Annotated in this window: 17 protein-coding genes and 1 pseudogene; 5 read left to right on the top strand and 13 right to left on the bottom strand. The window is 64.0% G+C overall.

From position 1 onward, the window contains the following. Positions 1-75 precede the first annotated feature (75 nt). A complete protein-coding gene (gene pdeR, locus QFZ91_RS30630) occupies positions 76-2,079 on the top strand; it encodes a cyclic di-GMP phosphodiesterase (protein ID WP_429569464.1) in 2,004 nt (667 codons plus the stop codon). A gap of 18 nt (positions 2,080-2,097) precedes the next feature. Here pdeR and QFZ91_RS30625 read toward each other — a convergent pair whose 3' ends face one another. Further along, the gene (locus QFZ91_RS30625) at positions 2,098-3,201 is read right to left on the bottom strand and encodes a malate/lactate/ureidoglycolate dehydrogenase (RefSeq protein WP_429569463.1); all 1,104 of its coding nucleotides are present in this window, start codon (positions 3,199-3,201) and stop codon (positions 2,098-2,100) included. A gap of 90 nt (positions 3,202-3,291) precedes the next feature. Beyond that, a complete protein-coding gene (locus tag QFZ91_RS30620) occupies positions 3,292-4,749 on the bottom strand; it encodes a M20 family metallopeptidase (protein WP_176110387.1) in 1,458 nt (485 codons plus the stop codon). Positions 4,750-4,917: 168 nt separating this feature from the next. Here QFZ91_RS30620 and QFZ91_RS30615 point away from each other — a divergent pair, with 168 nt between their 5' ends. Beyond that, positions 4,918-5,229 carry a superinfection immunity protein gene (locus QFZ91_RS30615; RefSeq protein WP_429569462.1) on the top strand — a complete coding sequence of 104 codons (312 nt, stop codon included), beginning with the start codon at positions 4,918-4,920 and terminating at the stop codon, positions 5,227-5,229. Between the two features lie 78 nt (positions 5,230-5,307). Here QFZ91_RS30615 and QFZ91_RS30610 read toward each other — a convergent pair whose 3' ends face one another. The 4 genes from QFZ91_RS30610 to QFZ91_RS30595 form a co-directional block, all read right to left on the bottom strand. Next, positions 5,308-5,577, bottom strand: a complete 270-nt coding sequence (locus QFZ91_RS30610) for a YodC family protein (RefSeq protein WP_429569461.1) — start codon at positions 5,575-5,577, stop codon at positions 5,308-5,310. Positions 5,578-6,057: 480 nt separating this feature from the next. Further along, complete coding sequence (locus tag QFZ91_RS30605) at positions 6,058-7,611, bottom strand: MFS transporter (RefSeq protein ID WP_429569460.1); 1,554 nt, start codon at positions 7,609-7,611, stop codon at positions 6,058-6,060. A 56-nt stretch (positions 7,612-7,667) separates the two neighbouring features. Next, positions 7,668-8,297 carry a TetR/AcrR family transcriptional regulator gene (locus QFZ91_RS30600; RefSeq protein WP_429569459.1) on the bottom strand — a complete coding sequence of 210 codons (630 nt, stop codon included), beginning with the start codon at positions 8,295-8,297 and terminating at the stop codon, positions 7,668-7,670. A gap of 192 nt (positions 8,298-8,489) precedes the next feature. After that, positions 8,490-8,915, bottom strand: coding sequence for an OsmC family protein (locus QFZ91_RS30595; RefSeq protein ID WP_176106089.1), 426 nt, complete (start codon positions 8,913-8,915; stop codon positions 8,490-8,492). 320 nt (positions 8,916-9,235) lie between these two features. Between QFZ91_RS30595 and QFZ91_RS30590 the strand changes: the two genes are divergently transcribed. Beyond that, the gene (locus tag QFZ91_RS30590; RefSeq protein WP_429569458.1) at positions 9,236-9,544 is read left to right on the top strand and encodes a DUF4148 domain-containing protein; all 309 of its coding nucleotides are present in this window, start codon (positions 9,236-9,238) and stop codon (positions 9,542-9,544) included. A 158-nt stretch (positions 9,545-9,702) separates the two neighbouring features. Here the strand turns inward: QFZ91_RS30590 and QFZ91_RS30585 are convergent, their stop codons facing one another. The 4 genes from QFZ91_RS30585 to QFZ91_RS30570 form a co-directional block, all read right to left on the bottom strand. Further along, positions 9,703-10,257 (bottom strand): carboxymuconolactone decarboxylase family protein, encoded by a 555-nt coding sequence (locus tag QFZ91_RS30585; protein WP_429570917.1) that lies wholly within the window; start codon positions 10,255-10,257, stop codon positions 9,703-9,705. Between the two features lie 35 nt (positions 10,258-10,292). Beyond that, positions 10,293-11,621, bottom strand: a complete 1,329-nt coding sequence (locus QFZ91_RS30580; RefSeq protein WP_429569457.1) for an aspartate aminotransferase family protein — start codon at positions 11,619-11,621, stop codon at positions 10,293-10,295. A 311-nt stretch (positions 11,622-11,932) separates the two neighbouring features. After that, positions 11,933-12,787 carry a MurR/RpiR family transcriptional regulator gene (locus QFZ91_RS30575; protein ID WP_429570916.1) on the bottom strand — a complete coding sequence of 285 codons (855 nt, stop codon included), beginning with the start codon at positions 12,785-12,787 and terminating at the stop codon, positions 11,933-11,935. 223 nt (positions 12,788-13,010) lie between these two features. After that, positions 13,011-13,733: a haloacid dehalogenase type II gene (locus tag QFZ91_RS30570; protein WP_429569456.1), complete on the bottom strand. Its 723-nt coding sequence runs from the start codon at positions 13,731-13,733 to the stop codon at positions 13,011-13,013. Positions 13,734-13,920: 187 nt separating this feature from the next. Here QFZ91_RS30570 and QFZ91_RS30565 point away from each other — a divergent pair, with 187 nt between their 5' ends. After that, the gene (locus QFZ91_RS30565) at positions 13,921-15,042 is read left to right on the top strand and encodes a branched-chain amino acid ABC transporter substrate-binding protein (RefSeq protein WP_429569455.1); all 1,122 of its coding nucleotides are present in this window, start codon (positions 13,921-13,923) and stop codon (positions 15,040-15,042) included. A 28-nt stretch (positions 15,043-15,070) separates the two neighbouring features. Continuing rightward, a pseudogene (lhpH, locus tag QFZ91_RS30560) lies at positions 15,071-16,080 on the top strand (trans-3-hydroxy-L-proline dehydratase). A gap of 5 nt (positions 16,081-16,085) precedes the next feature. Here lhpH and QFZ91_RS30555 read toward each other — a convergent pair. From QFZ91_RS30555 to QFZ91_RS30545, 3 genes are read right to left on the bottom strand one after another with little or no spacing between them, the layout of a single operon-like run. Continuing rightward, entirely contained in the window at positions 16,086-16,742 is a 657-nt protein-coding gene (locus tag QFZ91_RS30555) for a hypothetical protein (protein ID WP_429569454.1), read from the bottom strand. 22 nt (positions 16,743-16,764) lie between these two features. Then, positions 16,765-17,391 carry a DUF429 domain-containing protein gene (locus tag QFZ91_RS30550; RefSeq protein ID WP_429569453.1) on the bottom strand — a complete coding sequence of 209 codons (627 nt, stop codon included), beginning with the start codon at positions 17,389-17,391 and terminating at the stop codon, positions 16,765-16,767. Further along, positions 17,388-19,670, bottom strand: a complete 2,283-nt coding sequence (locus QFZ91_RS30545) for an amylo-alpha-1,6-glucosidase (protein ID WP_429569452.1) — start codon at positions 19,668-19,670, stop codon at positions 17,388-17,390. Before QFZ91_RS30545 ends, QFZ91_RS30550 begins: the two co-directional genes overlap by 4 nt. Between the last annotated feature and the right edge of the window lie 192 nt (positions 19,671-19,862).

Genomic DNA, 19,862 nt, shown 5'->3' with positions numbered 1-19,862 from the left:
TTTCACTTTAGTATGAGGAAGACCGTCTGCCGCCGCCCGCCTTGATAGCGACCGCCGGCACTCTCCGGGGATTTCATGAGCGACGAGCTACACGACCAGGTGCTTCACGCGCGGTTTGGCACGAGCAGCCCTCGCTGGTGCCTGGCGGCGGCCAGCGACACGCTGGAACTCGCGCCGGCGCACGGCCACGCGGCTGCCGGCGTCGCCATTCCCCTCAACTCTTGCCAAGCCTCCCAGATCCGCGCGCTGAGCGGCGTCACCTCGCACGTAGTCGTCGACGTGCAGTTGGACGGCGCGGCGCGGCGGCTGCATCTGGTCGGCAAGAAACTCGATTGTCATCGCTGGGGCGGCACCGCCTCGACCCATGCCGACACCGAATCAGTCGCGCGCGCACTGCTCCACGGTCTGTCGTTCGCCGAACAGGTCGTCTCCGAGGTCAATTCGGTCGTCGTCATCGTCGACCGGCACGGCCGGATACAACGCTTCAACCGGCTCGCCGAGGAGCTGACCGGGCTCAAGGAAGAGGACATCATCGGCCGCAGCGTCTGGACGCTGTTCATGTCGTCAGACGACGGCGCGGTCTCGAACCAGGTCGGCGCGCACTTCTTCAACCGTGGCGAACCGTACGAGATCGAACGGCGCATCAAAACGGTGCATGGCGAGCGGCTGTTCCTGTTTCGCAACAAGTTCGTGAGCAGCGGCAGCGGCATCGAAGACCAGTTCCTGATCTGCTCGGGCACCGACATCACTGAGCAACGGCTCGCACAAGACCGGCTGATCGAGCAGGCCACCACCGACCCGCTCACCGGCCTCGCCAATCGCAACGCGATCCAGGAGCGCATCCAGATCGCGATCGAACAGGCCGCGCCCGGCGAAACCATCGGCGTACTGTTTCTCGATCTCGACAACTTCAAGAAGGTCAACGATCACTACGGCCACGTGTTCGGCGACCGGCTGATCTGCGATGTGTCGGACGCGATCCGCAACTGTCTGAATCCGGGCGACTCGCTCGCGCGTCTCGGGGGCGACGAATTCATCGTGCTCGCGGCGAAGGGCTCAGCGCATGGCCTGGAAAACACCGCGCAGCGCATTCTCGATCGCATGCGCATGCCGTTCGCGGTCGGGCTCGTCGAGGTCTATACCGGCTGCTCGATCGGCATCGCGCGTTGGCCCGAGCATGGCGAAACGCTCGAATCGCTGATCCGTTCGGCCGACACCGCGATGTACGTCGCGAAGGACGAAGGCAAGCGTACGCATCGCGTGTTCTCGCCGGACATGAACCGCCGCGTCGCTGAGTTCATGTGGCTCGACACGAATCTGCGCCGCGGGCTCGAGGAAGGCCAGTTCGCGCTGCACTATCAGCCGAAGCTGAACCTCGCCACGGGCGCCGTGCAAGGCGCGGAAGCGCTGGTGCGCTGGAACTCGCCGGAGCGCGGGCAGATCATGCCTGCGGAATTCATCCGTTATGCCGAGGAATCCGGCTTGATCGGCGTGCTCGGCCGCTGGGTGATGGAGACCGCCGCGAAACAGGCGGCCCGCTGGAAGGCGGCCGGCTACGACCTGCGCGTGGCGATCAACGTGTCGGCGCGACAGCTCACGGATACGGCCGTGGTCCGCCATTTCACCGAGGCGTTGCAGCATGCGAGCCTCGATCCCTGCCTGATCGATCTCGAGTTGACCGAAAGCTGTCTGATCGAAAACGAAGCGGCCGCGATCGAACTGATCAAGCAGTTTCGCCAGCTCGGGGCGCAGGTGCATCTGGACGACTTCGGCACCGGCTACTCGTCGCTGTCGCAACTCGGCCGTATTCCGCTCGACGTGATCAAGCTCGACCGCAGCTTCACGCGCTCGATCCACGCTGATATGAAGGCACAGGCGCTGGTGCGCTCGATGGTCGCGGTCGCGCAGGAACTCGATTTCCAGGTCGTCGCCGAGGGGATCGAAACCGAAGCGGAAGAAACCTTCATGAAGGGCCTGGGCGTCGATTACGTGCAGGGTTTCCTGTACGCGCGGCCGATGCCCGCCACCGAATTCGAGCGCTGGCTGCTCGATCAGCGCAAGCTCAGGCTGATCGCCTGAGCCTTGCCGTCGCGCGCTTCAGCCGAGGCGCGCGGACCAGCCTGCCACTTCGTCCGCACTCATTCCGACGGCGCGCGCCGCGCAGTGGATTTGCGTCCACGTAGCCGCGTCGATCGGAATGCCGGCGGCCTCGCGTTGCGCGCGCGTGACGCGCTCGGGCTCGCCGGGTTCGTAGATGCGCTCGGTGCCCGCCGCGAGCGGCGACGCCTTCACCCACGCGAGGAACGCATCGGCTTCGGCTTGCGCATCGGGCGCGTCGAATGCGGTCGGATCGATGATCACCGACAGCATGCAGTTAATGATCGCGTGCGTGGTGCCGAGCGTGTCGGCGTGCGTCGTGAAGCCGCCCGACAGCGCGCCGCCGAAAATCTCGCACATCGCCGCGAGCCCGAAACCCTTGTGGCCACCGAACGGTGTCAGCGCGCCGAACGGCGCTTCGTGCATGACTTTCGGTTCGAGCGTCGGCATGCCTTCGTGATCGATCAGCGCGCCGGGTGGCGTGTGCTTGCCCTGGTTATACGCGACGCGCGTCTTGCCGAACGCGATGGTACTGGTCGCGAAGTCGAGCACGAGAGGCGGCTTGCCGGGTCGCGGATAAGCGGCGCAGAACGGATTCGTGCCGATGCGGCGGTCCGCGCCGCCGAACGGCGCGACGAGCGGATCGCCCGCCACGTTGACGAAGTGGAACGACACCAGACCGGCGCGCGCGCACTGCTCGGCCCAATGCCCGATGCGGCCGATATGATGCGCGCCGCGCAAGCCCACCGCGCAGATGCCGAGCCGCCGCGCGCGCTCGATGCCCCGCTCCATCGCCTCGAACGCGATCACCTGACCGAAGCCCTTGCCGCCTTCGACGGTCAGCACCGCGCCGGCGTCTTTGATCACGTCGGCATGCCGATTCAGTTGCAGTTGCTGGTCGGCGAGCGATTCGACATAGCGCGGGATCATGCCGACGCCATGCGAGTCGTGTCCGGTCAGATTCGCGGCCACCAGATGATCGGCGATCAGCTCCGCTTCGCGCGGCGCACTGCCCGCTCGCTCCCAGATCGCCCTGACGTAGGCATGCAGTTGATCGGCCGGAATCCGGGGCGTGGGGGTTTGGGCAGTCTGGGAGTCGGTCATTCAGCTTATCGGTGTGGTTCGAACGGAAGGGAGCATCAGTCAACAACGGGCTCGGGTCGCACCCGAGCCCCACTCAAACGAGGCGACAACTCACGGCGCCGCGGCGATCACTTCGGCAACCGCGGCCGTCAGTTTCTTGCCGTACGGCACGTGCAGGAACTCGTTGGGCCCATGCGCATTCGACTTCGGCCCAAGCACGCCGCACACCATGAACTGCGACTTCGGGAAGCCCGCCTTCAGCACATTCATCAATGGGATGGTGCCGCCGAGGCCCATGTAGGCGGCGTCTGCGCCGAAGTGCTGACGCGATGCATCGCTGAGCGCGGTGGCCAGCCACGGTGCGACCTCCGGTGCGTTCCAGCCGCTCGCCGCCCCCGCATCCGGCTTGAACGTGACCTTCGCGTTGTACGGCGGATCGAATTCGAGCAGCGCCTTCAGTTCGGCGACGGCCTTTTCCGCTTCGATGGTCGGCGGCAGACGCAGCGACAGCTTGAATGCGGTGCGCGGACGCAGCACGTTGCCGGCGTCGGCGAGCGCGGGCAAGCCGGCCGCGCCCGTCACCGACAGCGAAGGACGCCACGTCGAATTGAGCAGCGCCTCCTGTGGATCGGTCGTGGTGGGCAGCACCTGACGACCGTCCTGCCCGCATGCCCACGGCATCTTCTTCCACACGTCATCGCCGAGAATCCTCGCGGCAGCCTCCGCTTCGCGCAGACGATCGGCCGGCACCGGGCAATGAAAACCCTTTGGCAGCAGCGTGCCGTTCGCGGAGTCTTCGAGACGGTCGAACAGTTGACGCATGATGCGGAAGCTCGACGGCACGATGCCGCCGTAGACCCCCGAGTGAATCCCCTCGTCGAGCACCTGCACTTCGAGATCGCCGGCGACGAGCCCGCGCAGCGACGTGGTCAGCCACAGCTGGTCGTAATTGCCCGCGCCCGAATCGAGACACACGACCAGCCCGACGTTACCAAGCCGCTCGCGCAGCGCGTCGACGTAGGGCAGCAGATCGTAGCTGCCCGACTCCTCGCAGGTTTCGATCAGCCCGACACAGCGCGGACGCTCGACACCCTGCGCATCGAGCGCGGCGAGCGCCGTCAAGCTCGCGTAGATCGCGTAGCCGTCGTCCGCGCCGCCGCGGCCGTACAGCTTGCCGTCCTCGAGCTTCGGCGTCCACGGACCGAGGTCGTTGCGCCAGCCATCGAACTCGGGCTGCTTGTCGAGGTGGCCGTACAGCACGATGGTTTCGGTGCTGCCCGAGCGCGTCGCGGCGGTCTCGAAGAAGATCACCGGCGTGCGGCCCGGCAGGCGGATCACTTCGAGCTTCAGGCCGCGCACCGGTTGCTGCTCGGCCCATTTCGCGGCGTCGGTGATCACGCGCTCGAGGTAACCATGCTTCGCCCAGTCGGGATCGAAGGCCGGGCTCTTCGCCGGCACCGCGATGTAGTCCGTCAGCGCGGGCACGATCTCGTCGTTCCACTTGCGCTCGACGAATGCTCGTAGCGTGTCCGGGTTGAGGTGGGCCTGCTGGGTCGTGTCGGTGATCATGATCGGGTCCGTGAAGTACTGTTCGGTCGAAACGATCATCATAGTCCCGATGCGTGTCGGGCTAAACCCCTTGCGGTGATTGCGTCGGAACTGGAACGCGCAGGGCGCGCGGCGGGCGGCGGCCATTCGCGCGACAATCACTCCATGCATCGCGCATGAGGAGCTTTTATGAGTGGCAACGTGGCCGTTCAGGCCATCGGCGCGGCATTCGCGCTAGCGCTGTATTTTCTGCCGGCGATCATCGCGGACCGGCGCAAGCGTCGTGACGTGCTGACGCTCGCGCTATTTAACGCCTGCCTCGGCTGGACCGTGCTTGGTTGGGTGCTCGCGCTGTATTGGGCGCTACAGCCGAATCCGGCGGAGAGCCTGGCGAGCGAGGTCGTCGAGACTCGCAAGCTGTCGACCTTGCGCGCGTTTTCATCGGCACTGACGCTGCGCGTGCGGCGACGCGAGGCCGCGCGCGACCGGCCCGAGCGCTGAAACGATTCGGGCGGCTCGCGCAATACGAGCAATAAACGAAAAACAGGAAACGGCTTGATTGAAGCGCACGTGCGTCACTCAGGCCGCGCGCCCGATGCGACTCCACTGTACCGAGCCCGCCGGAATCGAGCGCGGTTCCGCACGCACGGCTTGCGCGGCAAAGGTTTCATGACGCAGTTCGCCGTGTTCGTCGAACCACTCGCAGATCAGCCAGTCGCCCGGACTGCGTGCAACCGGACCTGCATACGTCACGGTCATGCGCGGGCCCCCTTCTTTTAACTTGACGACGTCGCCCACGTTGAAGGCGGCGGATGTTGTCTGGAATGCGTCAATGGTAGCGGTCAGCATCTTGGGTCCCCCTATCTTGAGCGTTTTTAAGTTGAGCCCGGCTTTAACGACTTCGACCTGTTGAATGGGTACTCTAAAGTTTAGACAGATTAACAATCGAATTTAAACGCGGCAAGCGCTTTTTATTGATACCGTTTTCACTGAACCGAGGTTGATGCCAAACGGTTAAAGTTCCCCGGCATTCCAAAACATTCGCCGCGAAAACTTGCGGCTAACCCTATGTGCGGTACCGCACAAATGCAAGAGTTACTGCCGGCGGTTTGCAGGCCGGTAGAAAATACGCCGGTTTCCTCTGATTAGAAAACCCGACGCGATAGCGTTGAGCCGTTAATCAGAAAGACCTGTTTGATCTAAATCAGAATTACCTGTGAACGAGTAGATCGCCGGTAAATGCCACGTAGTTCGTTATACCGCTTCGTCCAAATTGAACGATTTTGCTGAGCGAACCAACTAATGAAAACGATTACCAACGGCTTAATTTCAAACCGCTGGAGCGACTGAGCGCCGTACGCTTTGCTGATGACACACCAGCAGCACGCTCAGGCCGATACACACGAACATCAGCGCGGCATTGATAGCAAGGCTCAACTGAAACGCGTGTGCATAAGACGCGGGTGCCGCGCTGCCACCGAGCGCCCCGAAGAACGCGCCGCTCACCGCCGCGGTGCCGAACGCGGAGCCGATCTGCAACGTCGACGACACCACCCCCGATGCCAGCCCGGCCTTCTCGGGCACCACCTCCTGCAGCACGATGCGCATGATCGACGGCAACAGCAGACCATGTCCGACACCCGCGCACACCAGCCCGCAGTAGAACAGCAGATCGGGCGTCGCGGATCGAGTCGCGGACCAGCCGGTCACGGTGAAGCCCAGCGTCATCATCGAGAAACCGAGCGTCAGCACATGCGCGCCGATGCGCTTCACCACGGCCGGCGACGTCAGCGGCCCGATCACGAAGCCGAGCGCGAACGGCATGATCGCCATGCCCGACGCGAGCGGCGTCCAGTGCAGGCCGGTCTGCAGGAAGATGCCGTAGGTCAGGAAGAACGCGCTGTTGCAATAGAACAGGAATGCGAGCACCAGACCGAGCGCGAACGCGCGATTGCGGAACAGTTGCAGATCGACGAGCGGATGGCCACCGCCGCGCTCGACGCGCCGTTCGGTCGCGACGAACAGCGCGAACACCGGCACCGCGAGCGCGAACATCGCGAAAGTCCACGCGGGCCAGCCGGCTTCGCGGCCGTGCGTCATCGGATAAATGACCAGCAGCAGCACCGCCGACAGCAGCGCAACGCCCTTCAGATCGACGCCGGTATGAGTGGCCGGCTGGTTCTCCGGCACGAACTTCCATGTGCCGATGAACGCCGCAATGCCGATCGGGATGTTGATCAGAAAGATCACGCGCCAGTCGAGCCCGAACGGGTGATACGTGATAAGCGCGCCGCCGCCGAGCTGCCCGACGATCGACGACAAGCCGAACACGAAGCCATACAGACTCATCACGCGCGTCTGCTGATGCAACGGTACAACCGCGCGAATCGTCGCGAGCACTTGCGGCGCCATCACCGCGGCCGCGATGCCTTGCACGATGCGCGAGATCACCAGCATATGGCCGCTCGTCGCGAAGCCGCACAACGCCGACGCGATCACGAATGCCGCCATGCCCGTCATGAACATGCGACGGCGGCCGAACAGATCGCCGAGGCGGCCGCCCGTGATCAGCAGCACCGCGTAGGCCGACGCATAGGCCGATACGACGAGTTGCAGCTGTGCGTCGCTCGCGTTCAGGCCCGTGTGAATCGACGGCAGCGCCAGGTTGACGATGAAGTAATCGAGCGGCGCGAGAAAGGCGCCGACGAACAGCACCGCGAGCGCGAGCGCCTGGCGCGGGAAGCCGGGCGCCGCCGCTTTGGCGGCGACAGCCAGGCCTACCATCGCTGGTCCAGGGCCGGTCACGGCCCCAGCTGCGCTCCCCGCGCCGCTAGCGGATCCACCGAATGCCGCCGGAGCGGACTTGATTGCTTCGCTTTTCATGACCGACCGTTCAAAAAATAGGTAAAAAATTTGCGGCTGTGTTCGCGAACGAGTTGCTAAACCAGCGCGCGCATCGCCACATCGACGATAGCGATCAGCGCATCTTGCTGTTGCGCGACCCGTCCCATCACCCGCAGGCCCTGCATCACGCACAGCAGGAAATCGCCGACGGCTTTTTCGTTCAGCGACGAATCGAACGCGCCGCTCGCCTGCCCGCGAATCACCGCCGCCGCGAGCAAGGTCGCCATGCGCCGCTGAATCGCGGCGATGCGCGCGCGCAGCAATTCGTCATCGGGCTGCATTTCGAGCGTCGTATTCGTGATGAAACAGCTGCGCCGGCCGCTCAACGCGCACGACACCCGCGCGTAGTGCAGCAGCGCGTCGCGCAGCGCCTGCTCTGGATCAGCCGTCGCGCTCAGCCGCTGCGCAAGCCGTGCGACCGCGCCTTCCGAGTAATGCTCCAGCGCGGCGAGCATGATGCCGTGCTTGTCGCCGAACACGCCGTACAGGCTGCCGCGCAGCAGACCGGTGGCCTTGCACAGATCGTCGATCGACGTCGCGTGGTAGCCGTGATCCCAGAACACCTGGCTTGCGTTCGCCAGCACGGTGTCCGTGTCGAACTCGCGCGGACGGCCGCGCTGGGATGTTTCGCCGGCTTTTTTCGCGGCTTGCCTGGAATGACTCAATTGCGATGACCTCGTTGCTATGTTCGCGTCGGTCTGTGGATATTATGACTGGATGTTCAATAAATCAAGGACGGCTTTCCGTAGGCCTACTCGCGTCGTGGTCATCCGTTCATTCCGACTACCGCGATGAAAAAGCCGGCGGCGGGCATCGCCCTTCGCCGGCTTCGTTGCGCTGAAAGTGACAGCAAAGGCTTAGGTCTCCAGCTTCGCATCCATCGTAATCGTCGCATTCAGTACCTTCGACACCGGACAACCGGCCTTCGCGTCCGCCGTGGCCTTGTCGAACGCGGCCTTGTCTGCGCCCGGAATCTTTACGGTGACGTCGAGATGCACCGCGGTGATCGTGAAGCCGCCGCCGTCCTTGTCGAGCGTGACGGTGGCCGTGGTGCCGATCCGCTCCGGCGTGATGTTGGCCTTGCCCAGCTCCGCCGACAACGCCATCGAGAAACACCCCGCATGCGCAGCCGCGATCAGCTCTTCCGGATTCGTGCCGATGCCGTCCGCGAAGCGCGTCGCGAACGAGTATTGGGTGTCCTTCAGGACGCCGCTGTCGGTGGAAATCGAGCCCTTGCCGTTCTGCAGGCCGCCTTGCCAGACTGCCGATGCCTTGCGCTTCATTGCTCTCTCCTGTTGATGCCTTGCCGCGCACGCTGCTCGACCGAAGATGACGCCCGCCGCGGCGGTCAGCCCGGATGTGTCCGCGCCTGGGCATCGGTCGCAGGTGCCGCGCGGCTTGCAGGCGCGGGCGTGGACCGGATTTCATGATAGGCGCTTCCGTGTTTCGGCGCGGAAAAGCGCCCTTTTTACTATCTCAAAACCCGCAACAATATTTCGCCAGAAAGCCGCTTTTTTGCCGACCTCGTAAGAAATAGACTGCGTTCAACGGATCGGGAAATGCAATTCAAACCGGTTCACCACACAATCAATTGGAGGTCGTTATGAAATCGCTTCTTGCCGCCGTTGTGGTCGCATCCGCTCTTATCGTTCCGGCAGTGTCGTTCGCCCAGCAGGCAAACGGTCCGATCACGCGCGCTCAGGTGCGCGCCGAACTCGTAGCCGCACAAAAAGCGGGCCTTCTGAACCAGAACGACACCACGTATCCGAAGGCCGTGCCGCAGGACTCGACGATCGTCACCGCTTCGGCGGAGGGTACGCAGGATGTCGGCGGCGCGAAGGCCAGTTCGTCGGAAGCAGGTGCGCCGGCGACGGTGCAGCAACGCCTGTTTTCGACGTATCGCGGTAACTAAAAGGTGGTAACCAAGCGTCTTAACTAAGCGTGATAACTGAGCACGCTGGCAGTTAAGGCAGCACGCAGTAAAAAGCCCCGGTTGCGAAGTTCGGCAACCGGGGCTTTTTTTCGTTGGCGCGAGCGACGCTGCTGCGCGGCCGCTCGTTGGTAAAAACGCTATTCGGGAAACGGCAGGCTTTGCTGTCCCACTGCGCGCATGTCGAACACGTTCAGCGTCATCGCGACCAGCGCGTAGTAGCCGAGCAGGCCGACCAGGTTGATTACGACCTGATGCCCGAACCGCCGGACCGCCTGCGCATACGTCGCGTCCGATACGCGCCTGGTCTCATACAGTTCGCTTGCGAAGTCGTAGATCAGTGCGTCGTCGGCATCGGCGAACTCGGGGCGGCGCCCCTGGCGGATCGTCTCGGCGTCCGCAGCGGCCACGCCCGCCTGCAGCGCGATCGGATAGTGGATGTGCCACTCCGCCTGGGCCTGCCAGCGCGAAGCGGTGACCAGAATCGCGAGTTCCGACAGCCGCAGCGGCAGCCCGGTCTGGTAGCGGCAAAACGCGCCGAGGCGTTGCGCGTGCTGCGCAAGTTCCGGGCTATGGATCCAGCCGAGGAACGGCCCGTTCAGGTTGCCGCGCGGGCCGGACAGGATTTCATCGAGCACCGCCTTCTGCTCGGGCGTGGCGGTGGATATCTCGAAGTGAGGCAAGCGCTCGGTCATCATGGTTCTCGCTAGGGGCAATGGTTCGGAACAGCTTAGACGGCGGCGAGCGACGCGCCGATCGCATCGTCGAGACGGCTGACGATTTCGTCGATGTCGCGCGCCGTGCAGATGAACGGCGGCGCGATCAGCACATGGTCGCCGCTCTTGCCGTCGACGGTGCCGCCCATCGGATACACCATCAGGCCGCGCGCGAACGCTTCGCGTTTGATCGTTGCGTGCAGTTTCAGTTTGGCGTCGAACGGCTCTTTGGTAACGCGATCCTTCACGAGTTCGACGCCAACGAACAGCCCTCGCCCGCGCACGTCGCCGATATGCGCATGCTGCGCATAGAGCTCGCGCAGCCGGCCGCGCAACTGCTCGCCACGCGCCTGCACGTTCGCCAGCAGATTGGCTTCCGCGATCACGCGCTGCACTTCGAGCGCGGCCGCGCACGCGGTCGCATGGCCGATATAGGTATGGCCATGCTGAAAGAAGCCGGAGCCGCCGACGATCGTCTGATAGATGCGGTCGCTGACCAGGGTCGCGCCGATTGGCTGATAACCCGCGCCAAGGCCCTTGGCGATGGTCAGCATATCCGGCGCCACGCCGTCTTCGTCGCACGCGAACAGATAACCGGTGCGGCCCATGCCCGACATGATCTCGTCGAGAATCAGCAGCACGCCGTAGCGGTCGCACACCGCGCGGATCTTGCGGAAGTATTCGCGCACCGGCGGCACCGCGCCCGCCGTGGCGCCGACCACCGTTTCCGCGACGAATGCGGCGACCGTGTCCGCGCCGAGTTCGAGAATCTTCTGCTCGAGTTCATCGGCCAGACGCTGCGCGAACGCTTCTTCGGTTTCGTCCGGGCGCTGTTCGCGATACGCGTAGCATGGGCTCACGTGATGCGCTTCGATCAGGATCGGCAGGAACGGTTCGCGGCGCCATGCATTGCCGCCAATCGCGAGCGCGCCGAGCGTGTTGCCGTGATAGCTCTGCCGACGCGCAATGAAATGACGCCGCTGTGTCTCGCCCTTCTCGACGAAATACTGACGCGCGAGCTTCAGCGCCGCCTCGATCGCCTCCGAGCCGCCCGACACGAAGTACACGTGCTCGAGTCCGGCCGGCGCGCCCGCCACGAGCCGGTCGGCCAGTTCCTCGGCCGGCTCCGTCGTGAAGAACGACGTGTGCGCGTACGGCAGCTGTTGCGCCTGCCGCTTGATCGCGTCGATCACGCGCTGGTTGCTGTGGCCGAGGCACGACACGGCGGCGCCGCCCGACGCGTCGATATAGCGCTTGCCCGTGGAGTCGATGATTTCGATACCGTCGCCCGCGACGGCCACCGGCAAGGACTGCTTCGGAGAACGATGAAAAACGTTGGTCATGATGTTCAGCTCCTGCTGATGGAGGTGCGGACTGCAACGCGGGCCGGCTCGGGCGTCGCGCACGCGATGAAAGTGTCGAACACGCATTGCCGCTGGCGATACGCCTCATCGACACGCCCGCACTGCCGATGCCGAACAGCACGGTCGCTAAGGTGTTTCGTCGTCGGAATCGTGCGGATCGTCGCTGCATCGACGCCACGGGCCGCACCGATATTCAACAATCGGTACGTATTTATACGCCTATACAACATTTGTTGTCAAACGTTGTTGGACGGCACCAGCTGGAGCGCGGCGTGCCCTCACGCAATCGTTCAAGGCACGTACGCGCCCTTCGCATGCAGCGATTGTTCGGCGAGCGCGAGCTGCTCGAGCGCATCCGCGCCTTCGAGCGCGAGCAGATGCGCGACCAGCGCTTCGGTGATCGCGGTGGCGGCCACCAGCGACGGAAAGAACGACGGGCTTTGGTGCGAGAAAATCAGCACCTTGTCGGCGTTCAGCGCGATCGGCGACACCGCGCTGTCGGTGATGGCGATCAGCTTGCTGCCTTTTTCGAGCGCGGCCTCGGCGACGCGCGCGGCTTCGACCGAATACGGCGCGAAGCTGATGACGATGGTCGCGCTGTCTCGCTCGATCGTGCGCAGCTGCATTTCGAGCGTGCCGGCCTCGCCGTTGAGCAGCGATACCGACGGCCGAAACAGCCGGTAGCCATAGACGAGGCCGAACGCCACCGGATAACACGAGCGGAAGCCCGCCACGTGAACGTGCGGCGCGCGCCGCAATACCCGTGCGGCCTCGACGATCACGCGACCGTTATGCGCGGCGGTCGTTTCGAGATTGTGCTGTTGCGCGACGAGCAGGTCGTTCGCGAGCGCATCTTTCGATTTGACCATCGAGCGCGCCCGGCTCGTCAACGGCTCCGGCCGCGTGCGCACGCGCGCGACGAACAGATCGCGCAATTCGTTCCAACCGGGAAAGCCCAGTTGCTGCGACAGCCGCACCAGCGACGCCGGCTGCACCTGCGCGCGCTCGGCCACCTTGCGCATCGACGACACCGCGACCTCGTCCGGGTGATCGAGCAGGAAGCCCGCCCCCATCTGGAACTGCGGGCTCAGTTCGGGGAAGCGCGCCCGGATCAGGGCGACGAGCTGATCGAAGCTGTCTGGCATGTTGAGGTGGCGCGGCGCCGGGGTAAGAGATGACAACAAATGTTACCACCGGGTAGCAGTGTTTCAACGGCGCGAAGACGCTCTGGCGCCCTTAAGTGACTCCAGATTGCGCGGCCGAGGTCGGCGGGATCGCGCCAGTCCGCAGACAGCGCAAGCGCGGCGCCGCCGAGTTCCGTGGCAGCGGCTTCCAGCCGCGACGAGTTTGTTCCGATCACCCGTCAGCTCACTCCACCAGCGCTTCCCGATGCGCGTCGACGAAGCCAGCCATGCTGTTGAAGCGGAAGTCGAGGTTCGGCTGCGAGCCCGGGTCCATCGTCGCGCCGAAGCCCGGCTGCGAATGACGACGGTAAATCCAGCACGACGCCAGCCCGAACTCGTTTGCGGGCTTGTGGTCATGAAAAAGGCTTTCTGCGGTGTGAAGGATTTTTCCCTTCCTGATGCCCCGCTGATCGAGCTTCTGAAGCATGTACTCGAAGTTGCGCGGCGACGGCTTGTAGGAGCCGACGTCCTCCGCCGTGATGATCGCGTCGAACTCAACCTGCAGCCTGGCGTTGCTGTAGGTGAAACTTTCGTTGTCGATGTTCGACAGGATGACCAGCTTGTAGTGCTGCTTCAGATATTGCAGCGCGGCCGCCGAATCGGGGAATGCCGGCCAGTTTCTGATCGAGCGACCGTACGCCACGCATTCTTCGTGGGTGTAGGGCAGGCCCCATTCTTCTGCCATGCGCTTATACACGATGGACAGCAGTTCCTGATAGCGCTTCGCGGGCGTGAATATCTGCTGCGACGACTCGTGGCGAGCATGCGCTTCCAGAACCTGGTCGCGCGTGAGCGGCGTCCGGGCTCGCTCCAGCAGAGGCTGCAGGGCTTCAAAGATGCCACTCTCCCAGTCGATCAAGGTGCCGTAGCAGTCAAAAGTCAGTGCCTCGAAATCGGTCAGTTTCACGACTCCCTCCTGTCAGATGTCCATGAGGACAATCACAATGGATTGAGCAACTGCCGGAACCAGAACTTTAATGCAGCAGCGAAGCGACAGCGTCATTTCTCTTCGCAAACCCTGGCGTTTTCCCGAATGCGATCCCACGCCGAAGCGGAGCTAATCTGATCAACCCGGTCCAACACCTGGAGACTTTATGCGCCCCCTCGTCATAACAATGGCTGTCCTAACAGCCGCCGGCATCTCCGCATCCGCCAACGCTCAATCGGTGGTCACCCTCGGTCACTCGGCTCCGCTCACAGGCCCGCAGGCGCCGAACGGAAAGGACAACGAGAACGGCGCCCGCCTCGCTATCGACGAACTCAACAAGAGCGGTGTCACGGTTGCTGGCCAGAAGGTAACGTTCAAACTGGACTCCGAGGACGATCAGGCAGACCCGAAGATCGGCGTTCAGGTCGCGCAGAAACTCGTCGACAGCGGCGTGATCGCCGTGCTGGGCCCGTACAACTCGGGCGTGGCGATTCCGGCATCGCGCGTCTATAACACGGGTGGCGTACCGATGCTGCCGGTTGCGTCCAATCCGGCGCTGACGAAGCAGGGCTTCAAGAACATCTTCCGTATCGGCGCGAGCGACGAGCAGCTAGGCGGGACGATGGGCCAGTTTGCGGCCAAGACATTGAAGGCCAAGACCGCCGCGGTGATCGACGACCGCACGGCCTATGGGCAAGGCGTGGCCGAGCAGTTCATCAAAGAGGCCAAGGCAAACGGAATTCAGATCGTGGACCAACAGTTCACGAACTCGTCGGCGACTGACTTCCTCGGCATTCTGACCAGCATCAAGGCGAAGAATCCGGATGTCGTCTTTTTCGGCGGATACGCTGCTCAGGGCGCGCCGATGGCCAAGCAGATGCGCGCACGCGGACTGCGTGCCAAGCTGCTTGGCGGCGATGGCATTTGCTCGGCCGACATGGGTAAGGTCGCCGGTGACGCGGCCTCCATCGTGTATTGCGCCCAGGGCGGCATTGCGCTCGACAAGACCCCAGCAGGCCGCGAGTTTCTGCAGAAATACAAGACCGCCTTCAACACCGACACGCAGGTCTATGCGGTCAGCTATTACGACGGCGTAAAACTGCTGGCCGATGCGATGGTCAAAGCGGGCACCAGGACCGACAAGGCAAAGCTGACCGCCCAGTTGGCAAAGACCGACTACAAGGGCGTGGCAGGCACCTACTCGTTCGATGAAAACGGCGATCTGAAGGGCGCACCCACGACCGTCTATGTGATCAGAAACGGCCTTCCGGTGCCGTACGGGCAGTGACGTTCAATCGAGTAACCCCAAAGCACCCATGAAAATCACCCGCACAATTTCAACAGTCGAGGTTCACACCGGCGGCGAAGCGTTCCGTATCGTGACGAGCGGGCTGCCTCGTCTTCCCGGCGACACCATCGTCAAGCGTCGCGCGTGGCTGAAAGAGAACGCCGACGAAATTCGTACCGCGCTGATGTTCGAACCGCGTGGTCATGCGGACATGTACGGCGGATACCTGACCGAACCCGTTAGCCCCACGGCAGACTTCGGGATCATCTTCGTCCACAACGAGGGTTATAGCGACCACTGCGGGCACGGCGTGATCGCGCTGTCCACCGCGGCGGTCGAGTTGGGGTGGGTTCAGCGCCAGATTCCCGAGACCCGCATTGGCATCGACGCTCCTTGTGGTTTCATCGAGGCCTTCGTGCAATGGGATGGTGAACACGCCGGCAACGTACGTTTCGTGAACGTTCCATCGTTCATCTGGGAAGCGGATGTCACGGTTCAGACGCCGTCGTTTGGCACGGTCAGGGGTGTGACATCGCGTTCGGTGGTGCCTTCTACTTCTATACGGACGGTGCGCCGCACGGCCTCGCAGTCCGCGAGTCTTCAGTCGAGGAACTCATCAGGTTTGGCGCCGAGGTAAAACAAGCCGCAAATCACGCTTACCCGGTTGAGCATCCCGACATCCCGGAAATCAACCACATCTACGGCACCATCATTGCCAATGCGCCGCGGCACGAAGGCTCCACGCAAGCCAATTGTTGCGTGTTCGCCGACCGTGAGGTGGACCGTTCGCCCACCGGCTCAGGGACGGGCGGGCGCGTCGCGCAGCTCTATCTGCGTGGCGAACTTGCCATGAACGAGACGCTCGTCAACGAGTCCATCATCGGCACGGTCTTCAAGGGACGCGTACTCAGCGAGACGACCGTCGGCGACTTCAAGGCGGTCATCCCCGAGGTCGAGGGCAGCGCCTATGTTTGCGGCTTCGCAACCTGGATCGTGGACGAGCGTGACCCGCTAACTTACGGTTTCCTCGTCCGATAATCGGCTCAAGCTCTCCTCCGGTTCCGAAGCGCGAAGTACATACCGGCCCCGAGCGCAACGAGCAGGACCACGATCAGGCCGCCCCCCATGCCGGGCAGACCTGTCATGCTGCTGGTCGCACTGGGCGCCGCAGAGGCAGCCACCGGCGCTGAAGCCACCGGCGCGACCGGTTGCGGAAGCGCCACACCGGCTGCACTACCTTGACGCACCAGAGAAGCCTCCGATGTCGGCGAGGCCGGGGACGCCTGCGGCACTTCAGGCGCGGACGCGACAGCAGGCGCTTGCGGATTGGGTCCGACAGGCGCCATCGTGGTTTGCGAAGGCACCACGACAGATGCGGCCGCCTGAGGACCGGCTTCGAGCGCCCGCGCCAGCGTCTTCCACTTGTCGAATACGCCATCCACGCAGTGCACGTCGATACACGCGTTGCGCGCGTGCCGCCACTGCGCCAGCTGCGCGGACGGCAGTTTGCCGCTGCCGAGCAGTGCCTGTTGCTGCGCGAAGATGTCGTCGTACTCGTTGTTCAGGATCGCGTGATCGCAAATGACGCGCTCAGCGGGTTGCTGTGTGGTTGCACACTGAATGTCGTTCGCCGACGCCGCAGTCGAACCCAACGCCGCCAGGGATAGCAGCAATACTCCAATACGTCGTGCCAGGTGCACCCGTCCTCCGAGAATGTGAGCGTCAAAGTCCAGGCACCACGATGAATCCGCCCGACTCGTCACCGTATGTATCGACTCTGCCTTCCAGCAGATAATGTGCCGCCAACGCGCATAGGGCCGCGTCGACATGGTCGATCGATGTCAGCGGTGCAGTCGCGATGCCTTCCCGTTCGAGAATGGCCCGGCGCTGCGGGCCCTTTTGCTTCGCGGATGCAACGTCCGTCCCGAGAAAAGCGCACGTGATCGCGTGAGGAAACGTTTCGAAGCACACGCGACCCGTGATTTCTTTGCCGCCCCCGAAAAGCGCAAAGTGCGCGGCGAATGCGTCGTAGACGCGCTCGCCGTTGAACATCCATGCATAGAAGCCGCTTTTGCTGGCCATCGCATGTTCGCGAGCCGGTGTCGCGAACGAAAAGATGCGCTGCCGCGCAAGTGCCTTCTCGGCAAGCCTTCCCGCGGCGCCCGTTCGCCAACGACACGGCGCATCGATGCCGACCGCCGCCACCTCGTGCGCGCGACACCGCTCGAGCATCTGTTCGGCGGTCGCGTTGCCGAGTTTGCACAGTATCCGAGTGCCGCGCAGGATGACCAGATGGTTGCCCTTCCGGTCCCCGCCGACATCGATGCCCGCGACGGTCGGCGGCGTCAAAGCAGCGCCACCACCCTCACATCGCCCTGCTCCGCCGACGCCACCACCTTCTCGCCGATCCGGCGGAACGTGATCGACACCGACGAATCCCCGACCCGCAGATCGCTGACCTCGAGCCAGTCGATACCTTCGGGAAGCATCGGCTGTTCGATCAGCACTTCGCGGCGCTCGGCGTCGATCGTGATGCCCAGACACGCCTCGAGCATCATGAACGGCGAACCGGCCGCCCATGCCTGCGGCAAACACGCGACCGGATAGGCCGTGGGCGGTTCGCCGCGGCGTCGCGGGAAGCCGCAGAACAGTTCCGGCAAGCGCATGTCGAAATTGACCGCGGCCTCGAACAGCGCCTGCAGCAGTTTCACGGCCGACCCCTTGGCGCCATAGCGCGACAGCCCGCGCGCGCATAGCGCGTTGTCATGCGGCCAAACCGAGCCGTTGTGATACGCCATCGGATTGAAGCGCGCCTGGCTCGCCGCCAGCGTGCGCACGCCCCAGCCGGTATGAAACAGCGTCGAGTCGAGCGCGCGCACCAACGCTTCGCCGCGCTCGCGCGTGGGCAGGCCGAACGCCAGCAGATGCCCCGCGTTCGATGCCATCACGCGACACAGCTCGCCATGACCGTCGAGCGCGATGCCGTAAAAGCCGACCTCGTCCATCCAGTACTTTTCTTCGACGCAGCGACGGATCTTCTTCGCGCGCTCCGCATACTGCGCGGCCGCGTCGCGCAGACCGCGCAGCTTCGCGAAGCGCGCCATCGTGTCGAACGCGGCGCTCGCATAGGCCTGCACTTCGACGAGCGCGATCGGGCCGTCGGGGAAGCGCCCGTCCGCATGAAACACCGAGTCGTGACTATCTTTCCAGCCCTGATTCGCGAGGCCGCCATCCGATTCGCGCTGGTAATCGAGCAGTCCGTGCCGGTTCTTGTCGCATACGCCCGCGACCCACTGCGCCGCGCGTTCGAGCGCGGGCCACAATTCATCGATCAACGCGACGTCGCCAGTGCGGGCCGCGTAGGCGCCGGCCAGCACGATGAACAGCGGCGTGGTGTCGACTCCGCCGTAGTACAGCGCGAACGGCACTTCGCCGGCCGCGGCCATTTCGCCCTTGCGCATCTCGTGCATGATCTTGCCCGGCGCGGCGTCGCGAAACGGCGAGTTCTCGCGCGCCTGATGCTCGGCGAGAAAGCGCAGCACGCCGGCCGCGAGATGCGGCTGCAGCCACAGCGTTTGCAGCGACGTGATCACCGCGTCGCGGCCGAATGGGGTCGAAAACCATGGGATGCCCGCGTACGGGTACGGGCCGGTCGCGAGATCCGTCGTCAGCAGTTCGAGGTCGGCGAACGAACGGTCGATCCATGCGTTGAACAGCGGGTTGCTCGAACGCACGCGCGCGCTGGCGCGGCGTCGCTCGCGCATCACCAGGTGGGCATCCACCAAGGCCGCGCGCACCGCCGCACGGCCGACGCGCGGGCGTTCCGCGTCGATCTGCGACATATGCGCTTCGCTCAGCGCGTGCACCGGCTGCGACACGTCGGCGCCGGGCCTGCTGCTCATCGGCACGACGTGCACGGCCACCGACAGATAGATCGACACGCATGCCTGCGCGGGCAGCTTGACGGTGTAGTCGGCGCGGTCGGCGAACAGCTTGTCCGGCTGCGGGGAGAACGCAATCTGCACGTTGCGCGCGACGTCGTCGAGACCGACATACCCGAGCAGCACCTGCTGATTCTCGACACGCGCGGGCTGCACGCGACCCTGTTTGTCGCGCTTCAGGCCGCGCACTTCGAACATGTCGCGGAAGTCGCTGGAAAATGAAATGGACAGCGGCACGGTCGCATCGCGCGTGCCGTAGTTCGTGAGCTCGATCGCCTCGTTGAGCACGGTGCCCGACAGCACGCGCACACGCTGGACGTGGATCACGCCTTCAGGCGTGCTGTCGCCGCCGAGCGGCGGCAGCGGGCGGTTGGTCAGATGCGCGGTGAACGTGGTGTTGTCGCTGCTGACGCTGCCCGACAGCAGCGACGGCGCGCGCCCGCCGAAGGTCAGCCGCAGTTGCGACATCACGCGGGTGTCGTTGACGAACAGGCCGTCGTCGTGACCGGTGATATCGCCGAGCGGATCGTTGACGATGAAGGTGTCGCCCGACTTGAGCACGTGCTGCGTGGCGCTCGCGACGTTGAGGTTTTCCGTCGGGATGAAGACGCCGTCCTGCTCGGGATCGCGATGATCGACGCCGCCCGAGTGGGTCAGCCCGCCGAGGGCTTCTGGCTGCTGTTTCAAGGTCGCTCCTATGAATTCGCTGCTGCTTTCAGTTGCACTTCGGGTCTCGCCTCGGATTCGCCGCCGTGTTGGCCAGCCCATCCGATTGTAGAGGCTCTGAGGGCGTCAGACGAAGTTATCGCGTAGGAGTTTCGGCTTTTTGCGCCATTTTTTTGACGCCGTTTTCGGTGGCACAGGACGTGCAGGCGGCCG

Origin of the sequence: Paraburkholderia sp. JPY419, assembly GCF_050435705.1 — a bacterium.
Taxonomy (GTDB): domain Bacteria; phylum Pseudomonadota; class Gammaproteobacteria; order Burkholderiales; family Burkholderiaceae; genus Paraburkholderia; species Paraburkholderia youngii.
This window is presented reverse-complemented; position numbering and strand designations above follow the sequence as displayed.

Bases quoted from the DNA above. Each gene is read 5' to 3' on its own strand.
- pdeR (WP_429569464.1), top strand. From the start codon at position 76: ATGAGCGACGAGCTACACGACCAGGTGCTTCACGCGCGGTTTGGCACG.
- QFZ91_RS30625 (WP_429569463.1), bottom strand. From the start codon at position 3,201: ATGACCGACTCCCAGACTGCCCAAACCCCCACGCCCCGGATTCCGGCC.
- QFZ91_RS30620 (WP_176110387.1), bottom strand. From the start codon at position 4,749: ATGATCACCGACACGACCCAGCAGGCCCACCTCAACCCGGACACGCTA.
- QFZ91_RS30615 (WP_429569462.1), top strand. From the start codon at position 4,918: ATGAGTGGCAACGTGGCCGTTCAGGCCATCGGCGCGGCATTCGCGCTA.
- QFZ91_RS30610 (WP_429569461.1), bottom strand. From the start codon at position 5,577: ATGCTGACCGCTACCATTGACGCATTCCAGACAACATCCGCCGCCTTC.
- QFZ91_RS30605 (WP_429569460.1), bottom strand. From the start codon at position 7,611: ATGAAAAGCGAAGCAATCAAGTCCGCTCCGGCGGCATTCGGTGGATCC.
- QFZ91_RS30595 (WP_176106089.1), bottom strand. From the start codon at position 8,915: ATGAAGCGCAAGGCATCGGCAGTCTGGCAAGGCGGCCTGCAGAACGGC.
- QFZ91_RS30590 (WP_429569458.1), top strand. From the start codon at position 9,236: ATGAAATCGCTTCTTGCCGCCGTTGTGGTCGCATCCGCTCTTATCGTT.
- QFZ91_RS30585 (WP_429570917.1), bottom strand. From the start codon at position 10,257: ATGACCGAGCGCTTGCCTCACTTCGAGATATCCACCGCCACGCCCGAG.
- QFZ91_RS30580 (WP_429569457.1), bottom strand. From the start codon at position 11,621: ATGACCAACGTTTTTCATCGTTCTCCGAAGCAGTCCTTGCCGGTGGCC.
- QFZ91_RS30575 (WP_429570916.1), bottom strand. From the start codon at position 12,787: ATGCCAGACAGCTTCGATCAGCTCGTCGCCCTGATCCGGGCGCGCTTC.
- QFZ91_RS30565 (WP_429569455.1), top strand. From the start codon at position 13,921: ATGCGCCCCCTCGTCATAACAATGGCTGTCCTAACAGCCGCCGGCATC.